23 protein-coding genes, 1 tRNA gene and 1 other annotated feature are annotated in these 23,114 nt (G+C 65.1%); of the genes, 11 read left to right on the top strand and 13 right to left on the bottom strand.

The annotated features are described in order from the left end of the window. Positions 1-49: 49 nt before the first annotated feature. From I6L45_RS01705 to ltnD, 7 genes are all read right to left on the bottom strand, one after another. Complete coding sequence (locus I6L45_RS01705) at positions 50-940, bottom strand: DMT family transporter (RefSeq protein ID WP_216983276.1); 891 nt, start codon at positions 938-940, stop codon at positions 50-52. 90 nt (positions 941-1,030) lie between these two features. Next, on the bottom strand, positions 1,031-2,536 hold the full coding sequence (locus I6L45_RS01700) for a GntP family permease (protein ID WP_134695433.1): 1,506 nt from the start codon (positions 2,534-2,536) through the stop codon (positions 1,031-1,033). Beyond that, the gene (gene denD / locus I6L45_RS01695; RefSeq protein WP_216983275.1) at positions 2,533-3,483 is read right to left on the bottom strand and encodes a D-erythronate dehydrogenase; all 951 of its coding nucleotides are present in this window, start codon (positions 3,481-3,483) and stop codon (positions 2,533-2,535) included. Before denD ends, I6L45_RS01700 begins: the two co-directional genes overlap by 4 nt. Before the next feature lie 35 nt (positions 3,484-3,518). Further along, positions 3,519-4,292 carry a 2-oxo-tetronate isomerase gene (otnI, locus tag I6L45_RS01690; RefSeq protein WP_216983274.1) on the bottom strand — a complete coding sequence of 258 codons (774 nt, stop codon included), beginning with the start codon at positions 4,290-4,292 and terminating at the stop codon, positions 3,519-3,521. Continuing rightward, complete coding sequence (locus tag I6L45_RS01685; RefSeq protein ID WP_043758491.1) at positions 4,289-4,921, bottom strand: aldolase; 633 nt, start codon at positions 4,919-4,921, stop codon at positions 4,289-4,291. Before I6L45_RS01685 ends, otnI begins: the two co-directional genes overlap by 4 nt. Beyond that, complete coding sequence (gene otnK, locus I6L45_RS01680) at positions 4,914-6,164, bottom strand: 3-oxo-tetronate kinase (protein ID WP_216983273.1); 1,251 nt, start codon at positions 6,162-6,164, stop codon at positions 4,914-4,916. The genes I6L45_RS01685 and otnK overlap by 8 nt, the downstream gene beginning before the upstream one ends. Then, entirely contained in the window at positions 6,161-7,069 is a 909-nt protein-coding gene (ltnD, locus tag I6L45_RS01675; RefSeq protein ID WP_216983272.1) for an L-threonate dehydrogenase, read from the bottom strand. Before ltnD ends, otnK begins: the two co-directional genes overlap by 4 nt. Before the next feature lie 255 nt (positions 7,070-7,324). Here ltnD and I6L45_RS01670 point away from each other — a divergent pair, with 255 nt between their 5' ends. Next, a complete protein-coding gene (locus tag I6L45_RS01670; RefSeq protein ID WP_043758499.1) occupies positions 7,325-8,113 on the top strand; it encodes a DeoR/GlpR family DNA-binding transcription regulator in 789 nt (262 codons plus the stop codon). 44 nt (positions 8,114-8,157) lie between these two features. Here the strand turns inward: I6L45_RS01670 and I6L45_RS01665 are convergent, their stop codons facing one another. Together I6L45_RS01665 and I6L45_RS01660 are read right to left on the bottom strand one after the other, a co-directional pair. Then, positions 8,158-8,313 carry an entericidin A/B family lipoprotein gene (locus tag I6L45_RS01665; protein ID WP_081843622.1) on the bottom strand — a complete coding sequence of 52 codons (156 nt, stop codon included), beginning with the start codon at positions 8,311-8,313 and terminating at the stop codon, positions 8,158-8,160. A 16-nt stretch (positions 8,314-8,329) separates the two neighbouring features. After that, a complete protein-coding gene (locus I6L45_RS01660) occupies positions 8,330-9,391 on the bottom strand; it encodes a PQQ-dependent sugar dehydrogenase (RefSeq protein ID WP_216983271.1) in 1,062 nt (353 codons plus the stop codon). 190 nt (positions 9,392-9,581) lie between these two features. On the opposite strand from I6L45_RS01660, the gene I6L45_RS01655 reads away from it, so the two are divergent. Then, positions 9,582-11,246: a SulP family inorganic anion transporter gene (locus I6L45_RS01655; protein WP_216983270.1), complete on the top strand. Its 1,665-nt coding sequence runs from the start codon at positions 9,582-9,584 to the stop codon at positions 11,244-11,246. Here I6L45_RS01655 and ppk2 read toward each other — a convergent pair. The 3 genes from ppk2 to I6L45_RS01640 form a co-directional block, all read right to left on the bottom strand. After that, entirely contained in the window at positions 11,243-12,067 is an 825-nt protein-coding gene (ppk2, locus tag I6L45_RS01650; RefSeq protein WP_216983269.1) for a polyphosphate kinase 2, read from the bottom strand. The genes I6L45_RS01655 and ppk2 overlap by 4 nt on opposite strands. A gap of 290 nt (positions 12,068-12,357) precedes the next feature. Next, positions 12,358-12,434, bottom strand: a tRNA-Arg gene (locus tag I6L45_RS01645). A 50-nt stretch (positions 12,435-12,484) separates the two neighbouring features. Then, a complete protein-coding gene (locus I6L45_RS01640; RefSeq protein ID WP_216983268.1) occupies positions 12,485-13,636 on the bottom strand; it encodes a flagellar assembly protein FlgT in 1,152 nt (383 codons plus the stop codon). Positions 13,637-13,899: 263 nt separating this feature from the next. Between I6L45_RS01640 and I6L45_RS01635 the strand changes: the two genes are divergently transcribed. Together I6L45_RS01635 and I6L45_RS01630 are read left to right on the top strand one after the other, a co-directional pair. After that, positions 13,900-14,520 (top strand): FlgO family outer membrane protein, encoded by a 621-nt coding sequence (locus tag I6L45_RS01635; RefSeq protein ID WP_043758507.1) that lies wholly within the window; start codon positions 13,900-13,902, stop codon positions 14,518-14,520. Between the two features lie 13 nt (positions 14,521-14,533). After that, positions 14,534-14,959 (top strand): LPP20 family lipoprotein, encoded by a 426-nt coding sequence (locus tag I6L45_RS01630; protein ID WP_134696891.1) that lies wholly within the window; start codon positions 14,534-14,536, stop codon positions 14,957-14,959. Between the two features lie 107 nt (positions 14,960-15,066). Here the strand turns inward: I6L45_RS01630 and pheA are convergent, their stop codons facing one another. Then, entirely contained in the window at positions 15,067-16,239 is a 1,173-nt protein-coding gene (pheA, locus tag I6L45_RS01625; RefSeq protein WP_043758512.1) for a prephenate dehydratase, read from the bottom strand. 38 nt (positions 16,240-16,277) lie between these two features. Further along, positions 16,278-16,411: a sequence feature (Phe leader region), on the bottom strand. A gap of 163 nt (positions 16,412-16,574) precedes the next feature. Here pheA and I6L45_RS01620 point away from each other — a divergent pair. From I6L45_RS01620 to phrB, 7 genes are all read left to right on the top strand, one after another. After that, on the top strand, positions 16,575-17,174 hold the full coding sequence (locus I6L45_RS01620) for an HAD family phosphatase (RefSeq protein WP_216983267.1): 600 nt from the start codon (positions 16,575-16,577) through the stop codon (positions 17,172-17,174). 143 nt (positions 17,175-17,317) lie between these two features. Next, positions 17,318-18,151, top strand: a complete 834-nt coding sequence (locus I6L45_RS01615; protein ID WP_216983266.1) for a hypothetical protein — start codon at positions 17,318-17,320, stop codon at positions 18,149-18,151. A 94-nt stretch (positions 18,152-18,245) separates the two neighbouring features. Beyond that, positions 18,246-18,800 (top strand): DUF3157 family protein, encoded by a 555-nt coding sequence (locus I6L45_RS01610; RefSeq protein WP_216983265.1) that lies wholly within the window; start codon positions 18,246-18,248, stop codon positions 18,798-18,800. Between the two features lie 178 nt (positions 18,801-18,978). After that, positions 18,979-19,608 carry an autotransporter gene (locus I6L45_RS01605; protein WP_043758521.1) on the top strand — a complete coding sequence of 210 codons (630 nt, stop codon included), beginning with the start codon at positions 18,979-18,981 and terminating at the stop codon, positions 19,606-19,608. Between the two features lie 173 nt (positions 19,609-19,781). After that, on the top strand, positions 19,782-20,726 hold the full coding sequence (locus I6L45_RS01600; protein WP_043758523.1) for a DUF523 and DUF1722 domain-containing protein: 945 nt from the start codon (positions 19,782-19,784) through the stop codon (positions 20,724-20,726). A 63-nt stretch (positions 20,727-20,789) separates the two neighbouring features. Then, complete coding sequence (locus I6L45_RS01595; protein WP_210548047.1) at positions 20,790-21,677, top strand: MerR family transcriptional regulator; 888 nt, start codon at positions 20,790-20,792, stop codon at positions 21,675-21,677. Next, positions 21,674-23,113: a deoxyribodipyrimidine photo-lyase gene (phrB, locus tag I6L45_RS01590; RefSeq protein ID WP_216983264.1), complete on the top strand. Its 1,440-nt coding sequence runs from the start codon at positions 21,674-21,676 to the stop codon at positions 23,111-23,113. Before I6L45_RS01595 ends, phrB begins: the two co-directional genes overlap by 4 nt. Position 23,114: the final 1 nt, after the last annotated feature.

Raw genomic sequence — 23,114 nt, 5'->3', positions numbered from 1 at the left:
TGCTTGAACCACGCAATGGGCGCGAGCTTAAGCAGGCCTGATGGCGTTTTTATGACAGAGGCTCTGCAACTGGCTGAGTCTTGGGGTTTTTCACCAGCAGACCGAGCAGGGCGCCGCCCATGATGAGGGCCCCCGCCAGCAGGTGGCGCGGGGTGAGCGCTTCGCCGTTGAGCCAGACCAGCAGCAGGGTGCTCAGCAAGGGGGTGAGGTAGGCGAGCGCCCCGATGCGGCGAGGATCCCCGTCCCGCAGCGCCAGATACCAGGTGACGAACGCCGCTCCCATGGGACCGAGGGCGAGGCCGGCGATAAGCAGCCAGTCCGCGGTCGGGATCTGGTCGAAAGGCAGGGGCCCTTCCAGCACCCAGGCCAGCAGCAGGGCCAGGAGCCCGGCGGGCAGGCAGGCGGCGGCCGTCACCACCGCCGGCGCGGGGGGCAGGCGGCGGGAGAGCACGGAGTAGGCGCCCCAGACGATGGCGGCGCCGAGGGCCAGCAGGTAGCCGGGCAGATGGGCCTGCTGCAGCTGCAGGCTGCCATCGACCATCACCAGCACGGAGCCCGCGAGACCGAGCGCCCCGGCAAGCAGATGGTGCAGGCTCAAGGGGTGACCCGGCAGCAGCAGTGGGGTGAACAGGATGATGCAAAGCGGCCAGAGGTAGTTGATGAGGTTCGCCTCCAGCACGGGGGCGTGGCGAAAGCTTGTGAACAGCAGCAGGTGATAGAGCAGCAGAGCGGTGATGGTCACCAGCCAGGTGAGGGGGCTGGCGCGCCACTGACGCCAGAATGGCAGGGTGCCCGCCCCGCAGAACAGCAGCACCAGCCCCACCAGCACCAGAGGCGAGACGCTGGTGATCCGGGAGGTGAGCGCGGCGAGGGAGGCCCACAGCAAGATGGTGAGCAGGGCAAAACCGGTGGACTTGTCCCACCAGGAAGAAGCCGACATCCAACACTCCTTTGCAAGATGAATGAACGAAAAAGAGGGCCAGTCTAGCAGACTGGCCCTCGTCACACAGCGTTGCCGTGGCGCCCGGGATTATGACTCCCGGCTCGGGATGGCGTCGGCCACCGGAGCCAGGGACTGCCCCTTGACGTACCAGACGATGAGCGCCAGCACCAGCAGCGGCAGCACGGGGTCGAACCAGGTGCCGCCTGAGCCGAACATCAGGTTCAGCAGGGCGACGCCGGTACCGCCGATGGCCCAGGCGATGGTGGTCGGGATGGACCAGACGATCATCTGCTGCTTCACGTCCGAGATGCCCATCATGCGGTTGACCACCCAGAACAGGCTGTCGTTGAAGTAACCGAAGAAGAGCGACCCCATGGTGGCGGCCTGGGCGGCCAGCAGCATGTTGACCCCGGGGATCTGCGCCAGTATGGGGGCGGAGATGGAGGCCGCCGTCACCATGGCCACGGTGCCGGACCCCTGGATGAGGCGTACCAAGGTCGCCACGATGAAGGGAATGAGGATGGGGGAGATGGGCAACTGGGCGATCTGCTCGGCCAGTTGCTGGCCCGCGCCGCTGTCGCGCAGCACGGCCCCCAGCGCCCCGCCGGCACCGGTCACCAGCAGTATGATGCCGGCGGATTGCAACCCCTCTTCCAGGCGGGCGGCGGTGGCGTGCCTGTCCATGTGCGGCACCAGGGTATAGACCGCCAGCAGCACGCTGATGGCCAGCGCTATGATGGGGGTGCCGATGAAGTTGACGCCCTGCACCAGAGGATTCGCCATCAAGCCGTCCATGCCCTCCAGGGTGGCCAGGGTGGTGAAGATGGCCTTCACGAAGATGAGCACGATGGGCACCAGGATCGGCAGCAGCGACAGGGTCAGGCTCGGCAGGGTCTTGCCCTCCTTCTCCTTGATGTACTGCTCGTAGGTGGCCTGCAGCTCGTCCGGGGTCTGGGCAGCCTGGGCGCCGAACTCGGGGTACTTCTTGTCGAGCCACTGAGCGTAGAAGACGATGCCGAGCACGCAGGGGATGGCCAGGGCCATGCCGGTCAGCAGCATGGCGCCGATGTCCACGCCAAACAGGCCGGCGACACCGAGCGGGCCCGGGGTCGGCGGCACCGTGTGGTGGGTCACCACCAGGCCGCCCGCGAGCGCCACTCCCAGGGTGAGCAGGGAGCGCTTGCCGCTTTTTGCCAGCGCCTTGGCAACCGGATAGAGGATGACGAAGGCGGAGTCCACGAAGATGGGGATGCTGACGATGTAGCCCGTGATGGCCAGAGCCCACTCCTCGCGGCGCTTGCCGAGCCACTTGATGAAGCTGTAGGCGATCTGTTCGGCGGCGCCGGAGACCTCAAGCAGGCGACCCATCATGACCCCGAGGCCGATGACGATGCCGATGCTGCCAAGGGTGGAGCCAAAGCCCTGGGTGATCACGGTGAGGGTCTTGTCGATGGTCATGCCGCCGGTGATCCCGGCGATGCAGGCCGCCGCCAGCATGGCGATCAGGGCGTGCACCCGGGTACGGATGACCAGAAACACCAGCACGAAGACCGCGATGATGAGACCGATGATGGGGGTAGGGATGTCGCTCATGATGCCTCCTGCATGTCATGGGTGATGAAACTGTCGATGATGTCGGCAAACGTCCTGTCTGCCGCGAAGCCGAGGGCGCAGGCCCGCTGGTTGTCGATGCGTCCCGGCCAGCTGGCCACGATGCGCTCGATGGCCGGATCGGCGGCAAACTGCACCCGATCCAGAGCCACCTGCCCCCCGACTCTGGCGAGGGCCTCCAGCATCTCGCCGACGGTCACGCTGATGCCGGGCAGGTTGATGCTGCGGGCGTCACCGGTGGCGGGAAGCCTGGCCGCCAGCAGGAAGTTCGCGACCACGGTGGCGGGGCTGGAGAGCCAGAGGCGCAGATCCGGGCTCACCGGGCAGAGGGCGCTCTCCCCTTGCAGCGGCTCGCGGATGATGCTGCTGACAAAGGAGGAGGCGGCGCGGTTCGGCTTGCCCGGGCGCACGCAGATGGTGGGCAGGCGCAATGCCAGACCGTCGACGAAGCCCTTGCGGCTGTAGTCGTTGACCAGCAGTTCCCCCATGGCCTTCTGGGCACCGTAGGAGGAGGTGGGGGTCAGGGCTGTGCCGTCGTTCACCAGCTCCGGCAGCGGGCCGCCATAGACGGCGAGGGAGCTGGTGAAGACGAAGCGGATGCCGGGGCGGGCATGGCGGCACGCCTCCAGCAGGGTGCGGGTGGTGTCCAGGTTGACCTTCCAGCCCAGATCGAAGTCCTGCTCCGCGTGGCTGCTGACGATGGCGGCCAGGTGGTAGACCACGGCGGTCCGCTCGCTGATGAGGGACTCGGCGACACCGGGTTCGGTGAGGTCGGCCCGCAGGCAGCGAACCCTGGGGTCCGGCAGGGGGGATTGCGGCTGCTGGATGTCCACCAGCAGCAGCTCGGTGAAGGGGTGGGGGCCTTGCAGCAGGGCCCGGGCCAGTTTCTGGCCCAGGAAGCCACCGCCGCCGGTGATGATGATCTGCATCTTGTTATCCTCAGACTCGTTCATGTTCAGGGTCGTTATTGTTGTGTCAGCCAGCCCAGCCCTTCCCGGGTGCCGGCTCTGGGGTTGTATTCGCAGCCTATCCAGTCGTGGTAGCCCGCCTGCGCCAGCACCTTGAACAGGTGCGGGTAGGCGATCTCCCCCTCGTCCGGTTCGTGGCGATCCGGTACCGAGGCGATCTGGACATGGCCGATGGCCTGGCCCAGCTTGCCGATGAGACGGGTGAGATCCCCGTCCATGATCTGGGCGTGGTAGAGGTCGAGCTGCACCCCCACGTTGGGTCTGTCTATTTCCTGCACCAGGGCCAGGGCGTCGAGCTGGTGGGCCAGGAAGTAGCCGGGGACATCCCGATCGTTGAGCGGCTCGAGCAGTACCTTGATGCCGTCTTCGGCCAGGAAGTCGGCGGCGAAGCGGATGTTGTCGATCAGGGTCTGGCGGTGGGCCGAGAGGCTGTAAGAGGGGTCCACGATGCCGCTCATGGCGTGCACCTTGGTGCAGCCGAGCGCCAGGGCGTAGTCACGCACGGTTGGCAGGTGGCCGCGAAACTCCGCTTCCCGCCCCGGGATGGCGGCCATGCCGCGCTCCCCCGCGCCCCAGTTGCCCGGCGGCATGTTGAACAGGGCCTGGGAGAGCCCCTGCTCGCGCAAGCGGCGGCCCAGTTCGGCGGCCGGCCACTCGTAGGGGAACAGAAACTCCACCGCCTCGAAGCCTGCGTCGCGGGCGGCGGCGAAGCGCTCGAGGAACGGCACCTCGGTAAACAGCATGGTGAGATTGGCGGCAAACTTGCTCATGGTTTCATCCTCCTCAATTCATCAATTTCGGGTTCGCTCAGGTAGCGGATGGACTGGCCATGGAGCATCAGTGCCAGGCGCGCCGTCTCCTCCAGCTCTTCCATGTTGTTGACCGCATCCACCAGATCCTTGCCCGTTACCACGGGACCGTGGTTGGCCAGCAGGAAGGCGTTGCCTTCGGGGGCGCGGCGCCCCAGCTCCTCGGCGATGCGGGCATCCCCCGGTTTGTAGTAGGGGATGAGCGGCAACTGGCCGACCCGCATCACGTAGTAGGGGGTGAAGGGACGGATGACGTTGGCCGGATCCAGCCCCTCCAGACAGGAGAGGGCGGTCAGGTGGGTGCAGTGCAGGTGCACCACGGCCCGGCAGTCCGGATTGTTGTGGTAGATGGCGAGGTGGAAGGCCACCTCCTTGGAGGGGCGATCTCCCCCCAGGTGTTCCCCCTGCAGGTTGACGTGGGAGAGCCTGTCGGCGCTCAGACGTCCCAGGCAGGAGCCGGTCGGGGTGGCGATCAGGGTGCCGTCCGGCAGCAGGGCGGAGAGGTTGCCGGCGCCTCCGGTGGCATAACCGCGCTGGAAGAGGGAGGCCCCCAGCATCACCATGGTGTCGCGCAGTGCCTGTTCAGTCATGGAAGTACTCCTGAGCCTGGTCGAAGAAGTCGTCGCTCCCGAAATTGCCGGACTTGAGGGCCAGCGACAGAGGGGCGTCGATGGCCCGCACCCAGGGCACACCGGGGGCGATCTGCGGGCCTATGTGGAACGCCTTCACGCCGAGGGCCTGGGTGACCCGGCTCGAGGTCTCGCCACCGGCGATGATGAAGCGATCCACCCCGGCTTCCTGCAGCAGGCAGGCGAGGCGGCCAAAGCAGTGTTCCACCGCGTCGCTGGCCGCCTGCTGGCCGTGGGTCTCCTGAATGCGGGCCAGCTCAACCGGGCTGGTGGTGGCGTAGACGAGCGGCGCCGGGGTCCGGGGCTGGTCCAGTACCCAGCGCGCCAGCTCGGCCGGGTAGTCGGCCTCTTCGAGGCAGCGCACCACATCCAGCGCCAGGGCAGGAGCATGCTGGCGATAGCGGGCCACCTGACGGTTGGTCATCTCGGAGCAGGAGCCCGACAGCACCGCAGCGCGGGTGCCTCTGGGCCAGCCCGCTTCGCGGGCACCCTGCAGATCGCCGCTGCCAAGCTGACGGGCCAGGCCGATGGCGAGGCCGGATCCGCCGGTCACCAGGGGCATGTCGAGGGCGGCGGTGGCGATGTCCAGCAGGTGCTGCTCGGTCAGGGTGTCGACCACGGCGTAGCGCACGCCCGCCTTTGCCAGTTGCTCGAAGGCGTCGGCAATGGCGGTGGCACCCTGCGCTATGGTGGCGAACGGCACCAGGCCGGCGCGACCTTCGGCCTGCCCCTCCATCAGCCGCAGCAGGTTGCTGTCGGTCATGGGGGTGATGGGGTGGTGGCGCATGCCGGACTCGGCCAGCGGCTGGGTGCCGACGAAGAGGTTGCCCTGATAGACGGTGCGACCGTTGACCGGCAGAGCCGGGCAGATCAGGGTGAACTTGCTCTCCAGCGCCGCCAGCAGGGCGTCGGTGACGGGGCCGATATTGCCCGCCGCCGTGCTGTCGAAGGTGGAGCAGTACTTCTGGTAGATGCGGGGGCAGCCGCGGGCCTTGAGCCAGTCGAGGGCCGCCAGGGAGTCGCGTACCGCTTCGCCTGCGGGGCAGGAGCGGCTCTTGAGGCTGATCACCACGGCGTCGACCCCGGTCAGATCCGCCTCAACCGGGATGCCGGCAAACTGGATGGTGGAGAGGCCGTTCTCCACCAGGAAACCGGCGATGTCGGTGGCGCCGGTGAAGTCGTCTGCGATGACTCCGAGTTTCATGCTTGCTCCTCCTGACCCGGCAGGGTGATGCCTGAGAAGATCTTGATGACGGCGCTGTCATCTTCCAGGCCGTGGCCCGCGTTGCTGGCGCCGAGGAACATGTTCAGCGCCGTGCTCGCGAGCGGCAGCGGGAAGCGCAGCGCCTTCGCGGTGTCCGCCACCAGGGTGAGATCCTTGACGAAGATGTCCACCGCGGAGCGGGCCTGGTAGTCACCGGTCAGCACCCGGGGCATGCGGTTTTCAAACATCCAGGAGTTGCCGGCGGCATGGGTGACCACGTCATACATGAGATCCAGGGATACGCCGGCCCGGCTGGCCAGGGCCATGGCCTCGGCGGCGACGGCTATGTGCACCCCGGCCAGCAGCTGGTGGATGATCTTGACTGTGCTGCCCTGGCCCGGTTCGCTGCCGACCCGGTAGAGCTTGCCGGCCACCGCATCCAGCACCGGGGCCAGCTTGTCGAAGGCGGCGTCTGAGCCTGCGGCCATCACCGTCATCTCGCCGGCATCGGCCTTGATGGCGCCGCCGGAGACCGGCGCATCCAGCATCGGCAACCCCATCTGCGCCAGCTCGGCGGCCAGGGTGCTCGCCTCCTCGGCGGCGATGGTGGAGGAGACCATGATGGCGGTGCCCGGCTTCAGGTGACGGGCCAGCCCCTCGTCGCCGAGCAGGATGCGGCGCACCTGAACGGCGTTGACCACCAGCAGCAACACCGCATCGAGCGTCTCCGCCAGGGGGCGGGCATCGGCCATGACGGCGGCGGCACCGGCCTGTTGCAGCTGGTTGCGGGCCTCTGCATTGAGATCGATGCCGTAGGTGGTGAGCCCGGCCCGCAGGCAGGAGCGGGCGGCGCCCATGCCCATGGCGCCCAGGCCGATGACGGCAACATGATAGGGAGTGCTCATCTCGTGATTCCTCGATAACGACTGATGAGCCGATAGTAGAGGCTTGTGGCGGTGAAATATCAGGCGCATGTCACAAAAAATAACTCAACTGGTGTTAATTTTTGTTATTTGTTCGAGTTGAGATTCTTTTGAATCGAAAAATGATGCCTTTTGTGTGAATAAATGTGATTTGTGAGCCCATTCGAGGTTATTTATCATTTTTTACCATCTCACTGGGGTAGAATGGGGCCTCCCTTCCCCGAGGTGCGAGGCAAGATGATTCCCGTAGAGCGACAGCAACGTATCCTGCAACTGCTCGCCGAGCGCGGCGTGGTCAGCATAGTGGAGCTGACCGACTGGCTGCAGGTCTCCCACATGACCATCCGGCGTGACATCCAGAAGCTGGAGGAGCAGGGGCGGGTTCTGTCCGTCTCGGGCGGGGTCAGCCTCTCCCAGCGGATCAAGAGCGAGCCCTCCCACGCCGCCAAGCGCAGCCTGATGCAGGGGGCCAAGCTGGCCATCGCCCGGCTCGCCGCCGCCCAGGTGAGCGAAGGGAGTACCGTCTATCTGGATGCCGGCACCACCTCCCTGGAGCTGGCCCGGGAGCTGGCGCTGCGGGAAGACCTGATGATAGTGACCAACGACTTCATGGTGTGCGCCTACCTCATCGAGCACGGCCGCTGCCGCCTCTATCACACCGGGGGCCAGGTCATTCGCGAGAACCAGTCCTGCGCCGGGGAGGCCACCGCCCACTTCCTGCGTAACCTCCATCTGGACATCGCCTTCCTGTCCGCCTCCTCCTGGGACGGGCAGGGGATCTCCACCCCGAGCGAGCAGAAGGTGCCGGTGAAGCGGGCCGTGGTGGAGTCGGCGGCGAGCCGCATTCTCATCTGCGATTCGTCCAAATATGGCAAGGTGGGGACCTTCAACGTGGTGGGCTGGGATGCGATCGATCAGGTGATCACCGACGAGCAGCTGCCCCAGAGTGCCCGCGAGGTGCTGGCCCAGCATGGGGTCAGGGTGACCATGGCGCCGCTGGCCAGCCTGGTGGCAAGCGGCGAATGAGTGGCAGGGTCGCCCGTGGCGACCCCTGATCGCCAGGGGCGGGATCAGTGCCGGCCGGTGTCTTGCTCGTCCGTCAGGTTGGCGGAGCCCTGGATCACCTCACCCGCCTTCTCGATGTCTCGTCCCATCCCGTGAATGGTGTTGCAGCCCAGCAGCCAGAGGCTGGCGCAGAGCACCAGCAGCATTCGATGCGCGTTCATTTCTCTTCCTCCCATGCTATGGGGTCAGTTTGAGCAGGCGCCCGTTGCCTGAGTCCGTCAGCAGATAGAGGGCACCGTCAGGCCCCTCCTTGACGGTACGGATCCGCTCCCCCAGATCGGTCAACAGTCGCTCCTGTGACACTATGGTGTCCCCGTCCAGGCGCAGGCGCAACAGGGCCTGGCCGCGCAGGGCGCCGACCAGCAAGTCCCCCTGCCACCCCTTGAACAGGGTTCCCTGATAAAAGGTCATGCCCGAGGGGGCGATGGAGGGCACCCAGATCCAGCGCGGCGCCGTCAGGCCGGGTGCGCTCTGGCCCACGCCAATCTTGCCGCCCCCATACTCCTCGCCGAAGGTCACCTTGGGCCAGCCGTAGTTGTGGCCGGGCAGGATGAGGTTCACTTCATCCCCGCCCTGGGGGCCGTGCTCGTGGGCCCAGAGCTGCTGGCTGCCCGGGCGCAGGGTGGCCCCCTGCATGTTGCGGTGGCCCAGGCTCCAGATCTCCGGCAGGGCCCCCGGCGTCGTGACGAAGGGGTTGTCGGCGGGCACCCGGCCATCCTTGTGCAGGCGCACCGTCTTGCCGAGGTGGTTGTCGAGGGTCTGGGCCCGCTCCCGCTCGCTGTAGCGATCGCCGAGGGTGATGAAGAGATAGCCATCCTCGGTCAGTACCAGGCGGGAGCCGAAGTGGGCGCCACCGGCCACCTTGGGTTGCTGGCGAAACAGCAGTTGCCAGTCGACGAGAGCCTCTTTTTGCAGCCGGGCCCGAGCCACGGCGGTGCCTGCCCCCCCGTCCCCCGGTTCGCTGTAGCTGAGATACACCCAGCCATCGCCGTCCAGGGCGAGATCGAGCAGCCCCCCCTGACCCGTGGCGGCGAGGGGCTGCAGGCCGGAGACCTGGTGGCGCTTGCCGCTGGCGTCGATGTGCAGCAGGCGGCCCGGGCGCTCGCTAATGAGGTAACCGCCATCGGGGAGAAGCGCGAGCCCCCAGGGGTGGCGCAGATCCCCTGCCACCGTGGTCAGGGTCAGCGCCCGCACCGGGAGCACCAGGCAGAACAGCAGCAGGACAAGCAGTCGCAACACGACGTTTCTCCTCTCTCGGGTCTGGTCTGAACGTCGCTGAAGTATAGGGGAAGGGAGTGACAAAACGTCAGGCGCAACAAGCGATTGCATCACGCCCAGCATACACTTCAGGAGGTCATCACGACGAACGCGGGGATCTGGCAGGCCGGTTCGCCGCGTCAGGACGGTCCCGGGTTCATGGAGGATTTAAATGTCATCACTTGCGTCGGCGCCGGGGCGCCTCCTGTCCGATCTGCTGGCCGGTGTCACCGCAGCGGCCGTGGTGCTGCCCAAAGCCATGGCCTATGCCACCGTGGCGGGGCTGCCGGTGGCGATCGGCCTCTACACCGCGTTCGTGCCCATGGTGATCTATGCCCTGCTGGGCTCCTCCCGGGTGCTCAGCGTCAGCTCCACCAGTACCCTGGCTATCCTGACCGCCACCCAGCTCGCACTGGTGGTGCCGGACGGCGATCCCGGCCGGCTGCTGACGGTGACGACCACCCTGACCCTGCTGGTGGGGGCCATGCTGATGCTGGCGGCCGCGTTGCGGCTCGGCTTCATCGCGAACTTCATCTCCCTGCCGGTGCTGGTGGGGTTCAAGAGCGGCATAGGTCTGGTCATCATCCTCGACCAGCTGCCCAAGCTGTTCGGGGTGCACATCCAGAAGGAGAACTTCTTCCTGGATCTCTATCACCTCGGCCAGGCGTTGCCCCAGACCTCCTGGCTGACACTGGGGGTGGCCCTCGCCACCCTGGCGGTACTGGTGTTCATGGAGCGGCGCTTTCCGCACTCCCCCGCCCCCCTGCTGGGGGTGGGGATCGGCATCGCCCTGGTGTGGGGCCTTGGCCTGAACGAGGCGGGCGTCGCCATCGTCGGGGCCATCCCCACCGGGCTGCCCGGCCTGACGATGCCGGATCCGACCCTGGTCATGCAGTTGCTGCCGGGGGCGGCGGGGATCGCGCTGATGAGCTTCACCGAGACCATCGCGGCCGGGCGGGCCTTCGTGGGCAAGGAGGAGCCCGAGATCAATCCGAATCGGGAGCTGGTGGCTACCGGGCTGGCGAATCTCGGGGGCGCCTTCTGCGGCAGCATGCCGGCGGGGGGCGGCACCTCCCAGACGGCGGTGGTGCGCGCCGTCGGTGGCATGAGCCAGCTGGCCAGTGCCGTCACCGCCGGGATGGCGCTGGCGACCATGATCTTCCTCGCCCCGCTGCTCTCCTGGCTGCCGAGCGCCACCCTGGCGGTGGTGGTCATCGTTTACTCGGTGGGGCTCATCCAGCCGTTGGAATTTCGCAAGATAGGGCAGATCCGCATGATGGAATTTCGCTGGGCCGTCACCGCCTGCCTGGGGGTGCTGCTGTTCGGTACCCTGCAGGGCATAGTGGTGGCGATCCTGGCCTCCCTGCTGGGGTTGGCGAGCCAGACCGCGCATCCGCCTGTCCATGTGATTGGCCGCAAGCCCGGGGAGGATGTGCTGCGCCCGCTCTCGGCGCGCCACCCGGAGGACGAGACGGTCCCGGGCCTGCTGATCCTGCGGCCGGAGGGGCGCCTCTTCTTCATCAATGTGCAGCATGTGGCGGCGAGGATGCGCGAACTGATCGCGACCCATCAGCCCGAAGTGGTGGTGCTCGACATGAGCCGGGTGCTGGACGTGGAGTATTCGGCCCTGATGGTGCTGAAGGAAGGGGAGCGGCAGGCCAGCGCCAAGGGGGTTACCCTCTGGCTGGCCGGGCTCAATCCCGGGGTGCTCGAAAACGTGCGCCGCAGCGGCCTGGCTGCCCGGATGGGGGACAGCCGCATGCTGTTCAATGCCAGGGCCGCCATCCGCCAGTATCAACAGATGAGGGGCGCGCCGGGGCCCGCCCCCCTTGCCTAGAAGCGCTCCGGAATGATGCGCAGCGGATGTTCCGATGGCTTGACCTTGCCAATCTTGCGCTTGGGCAGCTTGACCGGCTCGACCGGCAGTGTCTCGTAGGGAATGTGGGCCAGCAGGTGGGAAATGATGTTGAGGCGTACCCGCTTCTTGTCCTCCGAGCGGGCCACGAACCAGGGGGCCCAGGCGGTGTCGGTGGCGTTGAACATGGCATCCCGCGCCCGGGTGTAGTCATCCCAGCGATCGAAGGACTTGATGTCCATGGGGGAGAGCTTCCAGACCTTGCGGCCGTCGTCGATGCGATCCCGCAGCCGCCGCTCCTGCTCCTCAGGGGTCACCTCCAGCCAGTACTTCAGCACTATGATGCCCGAGTCGACCAGGGCCTTCTCCACCATGGGGGCACCAGCCAGAAACTTGTCGCTCGCCTCCTCGCTGCAAAAGCCCATGACGCGCTCCACGCCGGCCCGGTTGTACCAGCTGCGATCGAAGATGACGATCTCGCCCGCCGCCGGCAGGTGGGGGATGTAGCGCTGGAAGTAGAGCTGGCTCTTCTCCCGCTCGGTGGGGGCCGGCAGCGCGACGACCCGAAATACCCGCGGGCTGACCCGCTCGGTGATCGCCTTGATGGTGCCCCCCTTGCCGGCCCCGTCGCGCCCCTCGAACACGATGCAGACCTTGAGCCCCTTGTGCACCACCCACAGCTGCAGCTTCACCAGCTCCTCGTGCAGGCGGCGCAGCTCCTTCTCGTATACCTTGTTGCCAAGGGGCTTCTGCGCCTCGGTCACAACCGGCTGTTCAGCCCTGGATTTTTTTTTGCTGCCCATGATGTCCTTCTTGTGTCTCAAACGGATAGAGAGTGGCCGTCATCCCGGACGGCGCCCTTCAAGGGTAGACGGCGGCGGCTCGCCGGGAGTAAAAGGGGACGCGGGACTGGAGAGGTTGGGCGGCGTTCAGGGGGCCATGGGATTCAACGTGAAAGGGGGGAAGCCTTGCCTCGAATGCCATTAGTAGGCGAGGGCTGATCTGAACCCCACAGGGGACTGGCTGGCGGATGAGAAGAGACGAGAATGATCAAGGGGTTGGCACCATGACGATGCCAACCCCTTGTTTTGTATGGCGTTCCCGACTGGAGTCGAACCAGTGGCCTGTCCCTTAGGAGGGGACCGCTCTATCCTGCTGAGCTACGGGAACCTTGTGGCGGGCATTATACAAGAAGCCTTGTGCTTTTAAACCCTTGATTCCTATTCCAATACGGCCAAATCACCGATTTGGACGTTGAACGGCGAATATTTGTTCTGGCTGCTGATGACGGCGCCATCCTCGAACACCTGGACCACCTCGAACAGACCGTCGGCGGGATTGCGCATCACCCGGGACTTGCCATAGGGGTCGACGAAGTCGGCGCTGTGCTGGATGCGGAACTGGTCGCCGAGCTTGACGCCGTTGCGACGACCCAGGTTGATGTGGGGACCGCGCTCGTGCTGGGCTACGATCCTGGCGGTCACGGGGGCGCAGGCGAGTTCGGCGACGATGTCCTGGGCCGCCTCCTTCAGCTGGTAGCTCACCTCCTGGCCGTAGCTCGACTGCCAGAACAGGCCGCCGCTGCTGCCGACCTGCTCCCGCTTGGAGAAGGTCCAGTTGGCGCGCCCCTGGTACTCCTTGCGGCCGAGCAGGGTGCCGTTGATGCCGTCAAACAGGTAGAGCTGCATGCGAAAATTGCGCAAGGGATCCTCGTACCAGCTGGTCAGGGCGTTGCCCTGGGGCTCGAGGGAGAGATCGTCGATGCTGCCAAGCACCAGGTACTGGCTGTCGGTGCGCAGGCTCAGGGCCTTGATCTCCTCGAGGGCGCTGCGATCCCCCTGCTGCAGATGGAGGGGGTCGATGCGCAGGTTTTCGTCGAGCCACTGTCGGGCGACCACCTGGGGCGTGGCGGCCAGGGTCTCGAACAGGCGGCGGGAGAGATCGGCGGGCATGTCGTCCAGGGCGCCGGTGCTCGCCTGATCCGGGTAGCGCATGCGCAGGCGGACCAGCGTCAAATCCTTGGCGTAGTGCTGGGTCTGGCAGATCTGGCGCTCGGCCTGGATGTCGGCCACCAGCGTGATGTACATGCGGCCATTGCGCACCTCTTCACGCTTGAGGCGGTATTGGCGGATGTCGCCGCCAGAGCGGATCTGGATCTGCTCCGAGCGCAGGCTGCCATTTTCCAGGCGCTGGATGCTGGAGACGGATGCCCCGCTGGATAGCAGAGCCTGGCGCAGCGCATCCCGGGTCGCCTGTTCGCGGGCATAGACCTCGTCACCCCCCAGGATGGCGGCACTGCCCTGGGCTTCGATAAGCTCGGCCCGGGCCGACAGGCTGGCCAGCAGCAGGGTTAACAGCAGCGATACTTTCATGACGGACACCTTGAATAGATGGCCCCGGGGCCGCGATGAGGCGGGCAGGGGATCCTGGACACAGCCCGACGCGCACCGGGCAGACAAATAAAAGCAAGATCCATGCCTTGTTCCTGGGATGCGGGGATCCTCTTCGTCCCACCGGCCTGGGGCGGCAGGAGGGGGACTGGGCGGATCCTCGCGCGATCCTGTGTGCATTCCCGTCTCAAGTGTTGGCGTTTGCGACCGATAACAGGTCAGGTGCAGATGCAGGAAAGGTATCCATGAAGAGAGTTATCACTGTGCTGGCGATAGCGCTGGCATTGGCCGGTTGCGGGTCGACCGACCCCATCAAGCGGGATCAGGGGGATCCTCGCCAGGCGGCGAAGGGGATGGAGCTCAACTGGCTGGTGGCCCGCATGACGGATCAGCTGATGGAGCGCAAGTCCCTCACTACCTTGACCGAGCCCATTGCGGTCGCGTCTTTCGTCGACCTCGACACCCTGAAGGACACCAACTGGATGGGTCAGCAGATCGAGGAGAGCTTCATCTACGAGCTGAACCGGCGCGGCGAGGTGGTGGTGGACTTCAAGACCACGGGTAACATCCAGGTGACCCCCCAGGGTGACTTCGTGATGAGCCGCAACTACAAGGACCTTTCGTCCCGTCTGCCCATCTCCCGCATCCTGACCGGCACCTTCAGCCGCAACCAGCAGGGGATCCTGGTCAACGCCCGCATCATCGATCTGCGCACCCGAATGGTGGAGACCACGGCCCAGAGCCTGATCCCGAAACAGTATCTGTCCGGCGCCAGCAACTCCTTTGGCCGGGCTTCCATCAACCGCGGTTACCTGATGCGGGGGGGCCAGAGCCCGTCCGGCCATCTGGTCAACCTGACCCCCTGAGGAGTAAACAGCGATGAAAATCTTGTTGGGTTGCCTGATGGCCATGTTGCTGACGGCGTGCAGCGGCAACCGGGTCGTGAACTACGACGTGGCCGAGAAGCCCGATGACTTCCCCGTGCTCAAGGCGGTGGGCTATGCGGTGATCGACATCCAGCCCGGTCCCTCCCAGTCCGAGAAGATGCTGCAGGCCATTCGCGCCTCCAAGATGGATGCCTACCGGGAGCTGGCCGAGCAGCTCAACGGCCAGCAGGTGCGCGGCCAGAGCAGCTACCGGGACTTGACCCAGACTTCCAACTCCCTGGACGTGTCGGTGGCCGGCATGGTGCGCGGCGCCCGCGTGGTGGCGACCTACCCCCGCGGCAACACCTATGCCACCGAGCTGGAGCTTGATACCCGTAACCTCTATCACCTGAACCAGCTGATGGCGGGCCAGTTCTGACGTCGAAGCGTTGAGGCGAATGGACGACAAAAAGGCGACCCCGCAGGGTCGCCTTTTTCATGGGCGGTATTGGCCGGCAGATACCCAGGCCGGCCAACCTTGGCGGATCAGCTGCCCATCAGCACCGGCGGCACGGCGGTCGGCTTGACGTCTTCACTCGGGTAGCAGCCGAGCACCTTGATGTAGCGGGTGATCTTGGTCAGCTCCAGCAGGGCGGCCTGCATCTCCGGATTTTGCAGGTTGGCGGAGACGTCCAGGTAGAACATCTCTTCCCAGGGGTTGCCCTGCACCGGACGGGATTCCAGCTTGGTCATGTTGATCTCGTGGCTGCGCAGCACCAGGAGCGCTTCCACCAGGGAGCCCGGCTTCTGGGAGGTGGACATGATGAGGGTGGTCTTGGCCGGGATCTGGGGCGCCACGTCGATGGGCTTGCGCGCCACCACGATGAAGCGGCTGTAGTTCTCCTTCTGGTTCGCGAGCTGCTCGGCCAGCACGTCGAGGCCATAGAGCTCGCCGCCGGCGGCGCTGCCGATGGCCGCCGCCTCTGGGCTTGCCAGCTCCTTCACCTTCATCATGGCGCTGGAGGAGGAGTCGCAGATCTCGTGGCGCGCCCCTTCCAGCTTGCTGAGGTAATGGGAGCACTGCTGGAACACCTGGGGATGGGCGTAGAAGGTCTTGATGCGAGACAGCTCGGTGGGCACGGCGGTCAGGATGCAGTGCTCGATGGGGTAGGTGAGCTCACCCACGATGGAGAGGGTGGTGTGCTGCATCACGTCATACACCTCGTTGATGGAGCCCGAGCTGGTGTTCTCGATGGGCAGCACCCCGAAGGCGGCGCGGCCAGACTCCACGGTGTCCAGCACCTCGCGGAAGTTCTGGCAGTTCACCTCGATCACCTGATCCTTGTAGCGGGCCAGGTACTTGCGGGCGGCCAGGCTGGAGTAGGAACCACGTGGGCCCAGGTAGGCGACGCTGGTCATGGGCTCCTGCTGCTGGGGGTTCAGCAGGCTCTGCAGGTAGGCCTGCTGGGAGAGCACGGAGTCTTCGATGATGGTGTGGTAGATGCGGGTGATGTACTGGGCATCCAGTCCGAGGGCGCGTCCCTTCTGGATCAGGGCGACCAGCAGATCCTGCTCGCGCTGGGTGTCACGGATGGGGCGGGGGTTGGCCTGCTTGGCACGGGCGACCTCGATGCTGAGGGTCTTGCGCTTGGCCAGCAGGGCGAGCAGCTCCTGATCCAACTGGGTGATGTCGTGTCTGATCTCGTCGAGCGTTGCCATGGTGGTTCCCTATCCAATTCTTCTGTTGTGTGTTGTGCAAAAAAAAGCCTCCGCTGGGGAGGCTCGATTCGTCTTTGGTTTCTGTTTACGCGAATGGTTCACGTGACGACGGGCCTTCCCTCATGAGGGCCGAGTAAACGAGAAAACAAAGAAGAATAGTGTGTGCATGAGAGTGTCCTGAATGTAACGCCATAACCATTAAGGGATTTGACGATGTGATGCAAGTAAAACTTGCCCGGGCGCGTTGAACCGTGCAGGGTAGATGGCCGGGGTTCGAGGGGTGATGAGTGCCATTGAGACCCCATTTTGTCGGGCAAGGCGAGGGAGGCGAGACGATGGCGATTATCTTTGATCTGGGTCGGGTGGTGGTGAGCTGGGATCCGGTCGGCATAGTGAGTGCGGTGAGGGGCCCCGAGGGGGCGGCGGCGCTGGCGGAGCGGTTGTTCAACCACCCTGACTGGCTGGAGGTGGACCGCGGCACCCTCTCCCTGCACACCATGGCGCGCCGGGCCGAGGAGCGCACCGGCCTGAGCGCGGCGGACAACCTCGCCATCCTGCAGGCGGTGCCGGCCTCCCTGCTGCCGGATCCCGCCATGGTGCGGCTCATCGAGGAGCTGCACAGTGCCGGCCATGTCCTCTACGCCCTCTCCAACATGGGCCACGCCAGCATCGACTGGCTGGAGCAGCACCAGGACTTCTGGCGCTTCTTCAGCGGCAAGGTGGTGTCGGCTCGGGTGCGCATGATGAAGCCGGAACCCGACATCTATCGCTACCTGCTGGTGTCGTTCGACCTGGCTCCGTCCGATTGCCTCTTTATCGACGACAGCCCTGCCAACGTGGCGGCGGCCGAGGCCCTCGGCCTGCGGGGACTGGTCTTCACCGACCCGGCCCGGTGCCGTGACCACCTGGTCGGACAGGGGCTGCTGCCGGCGTGAGGGATGCGCTGCCGTTGCGGCGAATAAAATGAGCAAAATTCGTCTTTAGATCAAATAACATACAATATAACCATGCCATTTAAGGGTATATTCAGCTTGGTGCGCGCAAAATGACATCCTGTTTATCATCCGGAGTGGTTGTGATGGATGCCAACGTAGTCGCGCTGAATCGGGGATACGATCAGCACTTTCAGGCCAGGGAACAGAGGCTCATCGATACCCTGGCAGGATATGGCGAACTACTTGTCTGCTTCTCCGGCCGCCTGGAATCCTGCTATGGCATGGATCTGTGTCGAGCCAGCGGGGTCCGCGTTCGTGCCGTGACCCTGGACAATCCCACCCTCAGCCGCAAGTCGGTGGCAAGGGCCAGGCGTTACTGCCAGCACTACGGCATCCCTCATCAGGTGATCAAGACAGACGAGATGATCTTCAGCGTGCACCTAGGCCACCTCGCCGAGGTGACGGATCCGGTGCGCTATCTGTGCCGACGTCTCGGGCAGGACAGTAGTGGCCCGCCGATCCTGTTGTCGGCCTCCGTCGAAGAGATGCGGGAGTATCTGCGGCGCTTTCGCAGTCTGCCAGCGAACACGCTCTGGATCTTTGCCGAGCAGGGCATGACAAACCGGGATTTTCGCTACGGTTTCCACAAGCGGCAGCTGGCGCTCTGGGGCACGGGAGGGGAGGCCTGCCTGAGCTGGCGCTTCTCCGACGTATCGAGCCTGGACAGACGTCACCTGCACATGGTCGACATGGCCGAGCAGATGCTGTTCGACATGGGACTGGAGGGGACACAGGTCTTCTTCCACACCCTGGCGGACAGGGTTACCACCCTGGCGAGGATAAGGGTGCCCCAGCGCCTGCGCGCCCTGGTGTTCGACCTGCAGCCGACGATCCAGAAGGCGCTCAAGAGCGTCCATTTCGACCTGGTGACCCTGGATCTCGCCGCGAGCGAGGATCCCCAATCCCTGATCCTCTGATCCCGCGCAGGGGCACAACGTGAGTCGGGTCATAGGCAAGGGGGGCCCGACTCTTTATACTCCTCCTTTCGCATCCCTTACCGAGTTTCTGCCCATGAAATCCCTCTCCAGATTGCTGGTCGCCCTTTGCCTCTGCCCACTGCTGGCCGAGGCTGCCCCCCTGCACCAGATCACCCTGCCCGACGGTCGCCAGGTGCAGCTCAACGATGACTTCACCTGGGAATACCTGCTGATCAAGCCTGCCGAGACGAGTTCCGGCAAGGTGGTGACCACCAGCGTGGCGGCTCCCGTGCTGACCGAGCAGGCCCTGGCCCATCCCGACCTGCTCTCCCAGGCGACCCGGGACGGCATCACGGTGAAGCTCGACCAGATGGCGGGGGACGATCCGTTCAGCCTGCAGTTCCTGGTGAGCAACAGCGGCAGCCGCAACGTGGTGCGGGTGAACGGCAGCCTGACCCTGTTCAGCGCCGAGGGGGTGCAACTCTCGACCCAGCCGGCGCGTTTCTGGGTCGGGGAGAACCGGCTGCCAGAGTCCTATCTGCGCAAGGGCGAGGCACGTCCGTCCCGTGCCATCGAGCTGGCCCGCCCTGCCGGCCTCACCGGCAAGCCGCTGGTGCGGGTGCAGATCGACGAGGTGGAATTCCGCTGACAGGGTGGCGGGGGAGGCTGCGCTCCCCCGCCGATTGTTGCACCGTTAACGGCCTGCAACATCCGCTTACATCTGCCATGGTTTGGCAACAGCTTGCCGCTCGGCGCCTCCCCGTTTGCCCGTCACAATGACCCCATTCCAGTTAGGTCCGCCTAACTCAACACATGGAGTCAACGAAATGCAAAAGATCGCACTGTCTGTTCTGGTTCTGGCCGGTCTCTCTTCCACCACCGTCATGGCACAGGATGCCTTCAGCTATGCCAAGGGCTCAGCCACCTGGGCGCACACCAAGTCTGACTACATCGGCGGCAAGGATGGCGACAACCGCGACTTCGGCGGCCTGAGCGTGGATCTATCCAAGAGCTTCGGCTCCAACGTCTATGGCCGGGTCGGCACCGAATACACCTCCCGCAGCAGTGGCAACGACAGCATGGCCATCTCCAACCTGGGGGTCGGGGTCTTCACTCCCCTCAGTACCGGCCTGAACCTCTACGGTGAAACCGGTCTGATGGGTTACAGCATGGAGCGCGAGCTGGCCTCCGACGTGAACCACTCCGGCTGGGATACCCTGACCCGCAAGCAGAGCGGCAGCCTGTACGGTGAAGTAGGTCTGCGCTACGACATCGGCGCGGTGGAGCTCTCCACCGGCTACCGCTACGCCAACATGACCGACGACATGCACGACTTCAAGGCGGGTGCGGCCTACAAGCTGACCCAGAACCTGGCCCTCACGGCCGATTACACCTACCGCAACTGGGATCTGCAAAAAGGCTCCATCTCCAGCCTGGGTGTGAAATACAGCTTCTGATCTTCCATCCTGTAGTGTCTTCCTATTTGCCCATGACCCCGGTCATGGGCTTTTTTGTTTGCCGGTGATCCACCCTTCACGCATGCACCGTATCTGTCCGCAATAGTTATACAACTTTCATTTTTTTGTATAACTGCTATAACGAAAGCAAGGCTTATACAAGGGGTGTCATCATGTACAAGATTAAGGTCGGTATCAGCGCCTGTCTGCTCGGTCAGGAGGTGCGCTTCGATGGGGGTCACAAACGTTCCAGCTTCTGCGAGCGGGATCTCGGCTCCCATTTCGACTATCACCCCGTCTGCCCCGAGATGGCCATCGGCCTCGGCGCGCCCCGCGCCGCCATCCGGCTGGTGAAGCGCCAGGGCGAGATCCGTGCCGAGGCGAGCAACGGCAGCTTTGACGTCACCGACCGGCTCATCGCCTTCAGCGAGCAGAAGGCGCGCCAGCTCGACTTTCTCTCCGGTTACATCCTCTGCGCCAAATCTCCCAGCTGCGGCATGGAGCGGGTGCGCATCTATGGCGCCAACAACGAGGGGAGCGCCAAGGAGGGGGTCGGCCTCTTTGCCAAGGCGCTGATGGAAGCCAACCCCTTGCTGCCGGTGGAGGAGGACGGTCGCCTGTGTGATCCCATACTGCGGGAGAACTTCGTGCTGCGGGTCTTCGCCTATCACGACTGGCAGCAGCTCTGTGCCAGGGGGATCACCGCCTCAGCCCTGATCCGCTTCCACTCCCGCTACAAGTACCTGGTGCTCTCCCACGCCACCACCCACTACCGGGCACTCGGCAAGCTGCTCGGCAACCTGGCCAAGGCAGACCTGCAGGAGGTAGCCGACAGCTACATCAAGGGACTGATGGCGGCGCTGACCCTTCGCGCCAACCGTCGTAGCCACACCAATGTGCTGATGCACCTGCAAGGCTACTTCAAGCGGGTGCTGACCCCGGCCCAGAAGCAGGAGCTGTGCGAGGCGATCGACAAATACCGCACCGGGCTCTTCCCGCTGCTGGTGCCCCTCACCCTGATCCGCCACTACCTGCGGGAATACCCGAATCCCTACCTCTCGGAGCAGGTGTACCTCAATCCGCACCCCGACACGCTGAAGCTGCGCTACGGGCTCTGAATGCTATGTGCGGGTCCCGGCCGATGGCCGGGGCCGCTCTCCCAATCTTTGATGGACAGTGTCATGTCTGATGAATCACAAGCAGCCGCGCCTCTCCCCGATGAGGGCGTCTACCCCATTCGCGAGGTCTCCCGCCTCACCGGCGTCAATGCCGTCACCCTGCGTGCCTGGCAGCGCCGCTACGGCCTGGTGCAGCCAGCCCGCACCGAGAAAGGGCACCGCCTCTACAGCGAACAGGATATCCGCCAGATAGGCGAGATCCTGAGCTGGCTGGAGCGGGGGGTGAGCATAGGCCAGGTGAAGGGGCTCCTGAGCGAACCCCAGAGTGCGCCGGTGAGCGATCACTGGCAGCAGACCCTGGAGCAGTTCAGCCTTGCGCTGCTTGCCTTCAACCAGCGCAAGGCGGAGGCCGAACTGAACGACCTGCTGGCGAGCTACCCCTTCGAGCTGGTGCGCAGCCGGGTGTTGCAACCTCTGGTGGAGCGGCTGCTGGGGCTGTGGCGAGAGCGGCCGGATGGCGAGCTGCTGCAGCAGGTGTGGCTGGGCTGGCTTCATACCCGCTTCGCCCGCCATCTCATCGAGCAGGAGAAGGGCGTACCGGTTACCCTGGCGAGCTGGGGGCAGGTGGGGCCGCTCGATCTGGTCTGGGCCGCTTATGAGCTCATCAGCCAGGGTTATGAGGTGCAACTGCTGGGGGCGGTGGAGCCGCGCCATGTCGCTCTGCTGGAAGGACGCGCCACTCCCCCCTGGCTGATACTGCTGGGGGCCGGGCTCGGCAAGCAGGATCTGGCCGCCGGGTGGCCTGCCGGCACCCGCTTCTTTGGCGAGCTGGGACGCCTCTACGACGAGGAGTGGCTGCGTGCCCGGCACTGGCACGCCACCCTGGCCGAGGCCAGTGCGACCCATCGCACGGCCAAGACGAAGGGCAAGGGTGGGAGAAAACCATCATGAGGCTGGTCTGGTTTCGCAACGACTTGCGTCTGGCCGACAACCCGGCGCTGCGCTCTTGTTGTGGAAAGAGTGCCTGCGCCAGTGATGAACCGGTCGCCGCGCTCTTTATCCTCTCCCCCACCCAGTGGCGGCAGCACAAGCTGGCACCGGTCCGCCAGCGCTTCCTACTGGCGCAGGTGGATGTGCTGGGCCGCGAGCTGGCGGCCCTCGGCATCCCGCTGCATCTGCTGCGGGTCGAGACCTTTGCCGAGGTGCCGGCGGCGCTGGCAGATCTTTGTCGCGAGCTGGGGGTGAGCCAGCTCTATGCCAACCAGGCCATCGAGATCGACGAGCAGCGCCGCGACCAGGCCGTCACCGCCGCGCTGGCGGAGCAGGGCATGACCAGCCACTGGTTCAACGGCTGCTGCGTGCTGCCGCCGGGGCGGGTGCTGACCGGGTCGGGGGAGATGTTCAAGGTCTTTACCCCCTTCAGCCGCGCCTGGCTCAAGGCCCTCGAGGAGGATGGCTTCGTCATTCACCGTGCCCCCGCACCCCGCGGCGAGCCGCTGGTGTGGCAGCCGCTGGCCGAGCGGGACTTCGTCGATGCTGCCCTTGGCGAGCTGACGGCGGACACCCGCTGGCCGGTGGGGGAGGCCGAGGCGATCCGCCGGTTGCACGCTTTTCTGGATCAGGCGGTGCTCGATTATGGCGAGACCCGGGATTTCCCCGCCATCGCGGGCACTTCGGTGCTCTCCCCCTATCTGGCGGCCGGCATCATCAGTGCGCGCCAATGCGTGGCCGCGCTGCAGCAGCGCCTCGGTTACCGGCCCCAGTCGAAGGCCCAGCCCGGCTTTGTCTGGCTCAACGAGCTCATCTGGCGCGAGTTCTATCGCCACCTGCTGGTGCGGATCCCGACCCTTTCCATGAATCGGCCCTTCAAACCGGAGACATCGGCCCTGCCGTGGAGCTGGGATCCGGATGCCTTCACCGCCTGGTGTGAGGGGCGTACAGGCTACCCCATCGTCGATGCGGCGATGCGCTGCCTCAACGCCACCGGCTGGATGCACAACCGGCTGCGGATGATAGTGGCGAGCTTCCTCACCAAGGATCTCCATATCCACTGGCGGCTCGGGGAGGATTACTTCATGAGCCGGCTCATCGACGGGGATCTGGCGGCCAACAACGGCGGCTGGCAGTGGGCGGCGGGGACCGGGGCCGATGCGGCGCCCTATTTCAGGGTCTTCAACCCCACCACTCAGGGGCAACGATTTGATCCACAAGGGGAGTTTATCCGTACCTGGGTAACTGAACTTGCCGAAATCCCCCCGGCTTATGTGCACCAGCCCCACGACTGGCTGCGGCTCAAGGGGCGGCAGGATTATCCGGCCCCCATGGTAGACCACGCCGTTGCACGGGTGAGGGCCATCGAGATGTTTCGCGAACTGGAGAGAAACTAGC

The organism is Aeromonas sp. FDAARGOS 1415, from assembly GCF_019048365.1.
Classification (GTDB): Bacteria; Pseudomonadota; Gammaproteobacteria; order Enterobacterales; family Aeromonadaceae; genus Aeromonas; species Aeromonas taiwanensis.
This window is presented reverse-complemented; position numbering and strand designations above follow the sequence as displayed.

What these genes read in the sequence shown, in the direction of transcription:
- I6L45_RS01705 (WP_216983276.1), bottom strand. Translation starts at nt 940, where the DNA reads ATGTCGGCTTCTTCCTGGTGGGACAAGTCCACCGGTTTTGCCCTGCTC.
- I6L45_RS01700 (WP_134695433.1), bottom strand. Translation starts at nt 2,536, where the DNA reads ATGAGCGACATCCCTACCCCCATCATCGGTCTCATCATCGCGGTCTTC.
- denD (WP_216983275.1), bottom strand. Translation starts at nt 3,483, where the DNA reads ATGCAGATCATCATCACCGGCGGCGGTGGCTTCCTGGGCCAGAAACTG.
- otnI (WP_216983274.1), bottom strand. Translation starts at nt 4,292, where the DNA reads ATGAGCAAGTTTGCCGCCAATCTCACCATGCTGTTTACCGAGGTGCCG.
- I6L45_RS01685 (WP_043758491.1), bottom strand. Translation starts at nt 4,921, where the DNA reads ATGACTGAACAGGCACTGCGCGACACCATGGTGATGCTGGGGGCCTCC.
- otnK (WP_216983273.1), bottom strand. Translation starts at nt 6,164, where the DNA reads ATGAAACTCGGAGTCATCGCAGACGACTTCACCGGCGCCACCGACATC.
- ltnD (WP_216983272.1), bottom strand. Translation starts at nt 7,069, where the DNA reads ATGAGCACTCCCTATCATGTTGCCGTCATCGGCCTGGGCGCCATGGGC.
- I6L45_RS01670 (WP_043758499.1), top strand. Translation starts at nt 7,325, where the DNA reads ATGATTCCCGTAGAGCGACAGCAACGTATCCTGCAACTGCTCGCCGAG.
- I6L45_RS01665 (WP_081843622.1), bottom strand. Translation starts at nt 8,313, where the DNA reads ATGAACGCGCATCGAATGCTGCTGGTGCTCTGCGCCAGCCTCTGGCTG.
- I6L45_RS01655 (WP_216983270.1), top strand. Translation starts at nt 9,582, where the DNA reads ATGTCATCACTTGCGTCGGCGCCGGGGCGCCTCCTGTCCGATCTGCTG.
- ppk2 (WP_216983269.1), bottom strand. Translation starts at nt 12,067, where the DNA reads ATGGGCAGCAAAAAAAAATCCAGGGCTGAACAGCCGGTTGTGACCGAG.
- I6L45_RS01640 (WP_216983268.1), bottom strand. Translation starts at nt 13,636, where the DNA reads ATGAAAGTATCGCTGCTGTTAACCCTGCTGCTGGCCAGCCTGTCGGCC.
- I6L45_RS01635 (WP_043758507.1), top strand. Translation starts at nt 13,900, where the DNA reads ATGAAGAGAGTTATCACTGTGCTGGCGATAGCGCTGGCATTGGCCGGT.
- I6L45_RS01630 (WP_134696891.1), top strand. Translation starts at nt 14,534, where the DNA reads ATGAAAATCTTGTTGGGTTGCCTGATGGCCATGTTGCTGACGGCGTGC.
- pheA (WP_043758512.1), bottom strand. Translation starts at nt 16,239, where the DNA reads ATGGCAACGCTCGACGAGATCAGACACGACATCACCCAGTTGGATCAG.
- I6L45_RS01620 (WP_216983267.1), top strand. Translation starts at nt 16,575, where the DNA reads ATGGCGATTATCTTTGATCTGGGTCGGGTGGTGGTGAGCTGGGATCCG.
- I6L45_RS01615 (WP_216983266.1), top strand. Translation starts at nt 17,318, where the DNA reads ATGGATGCCAACGTAGTCGCGCTGAATCGGGGATACGATCAGCACTTT.
- I6L45_RS01610 (WP_216983265.1), top strand. Translation starts at nt 18,246, where the DNA reads ATGAAATCCCTCTCCAGATTGCTGGTCGCCCTTTGCCTCTGCCCACTG.
- I6L45_RS01605 (WP_043758521.1), top strand. Translation starts at nt 18,979, where the DNA reads ATGCAAAAGATCGCACTGTCTGTTCTGGTTCTGGCCGGTCTCTCTTCC.
- I6L45_RS01600 (WP_043758523.1), top strand. Translation starts at nt 19,782, where the DNA reads ATGTACAAGATTAAGGTCGGTATCAGCGCCTGTCTGCTCGGTCAGGAG.
- I6L45_RS01595 (WP_210548047.1), top strand. Translation starts at nt 20,790, where the DNA reads ATGTCTGATGAATCACAAGCAGCCGCGCCTCTCCCCGATGAGGGCGTC.
- phrB (WP_216983264.1), top strand. Translation starts at nt 21,674, where the DNA reads ATGAGGCTGGTCTGGTTTCGCAACGACTTGCGTCTGGCCGACAACCCG.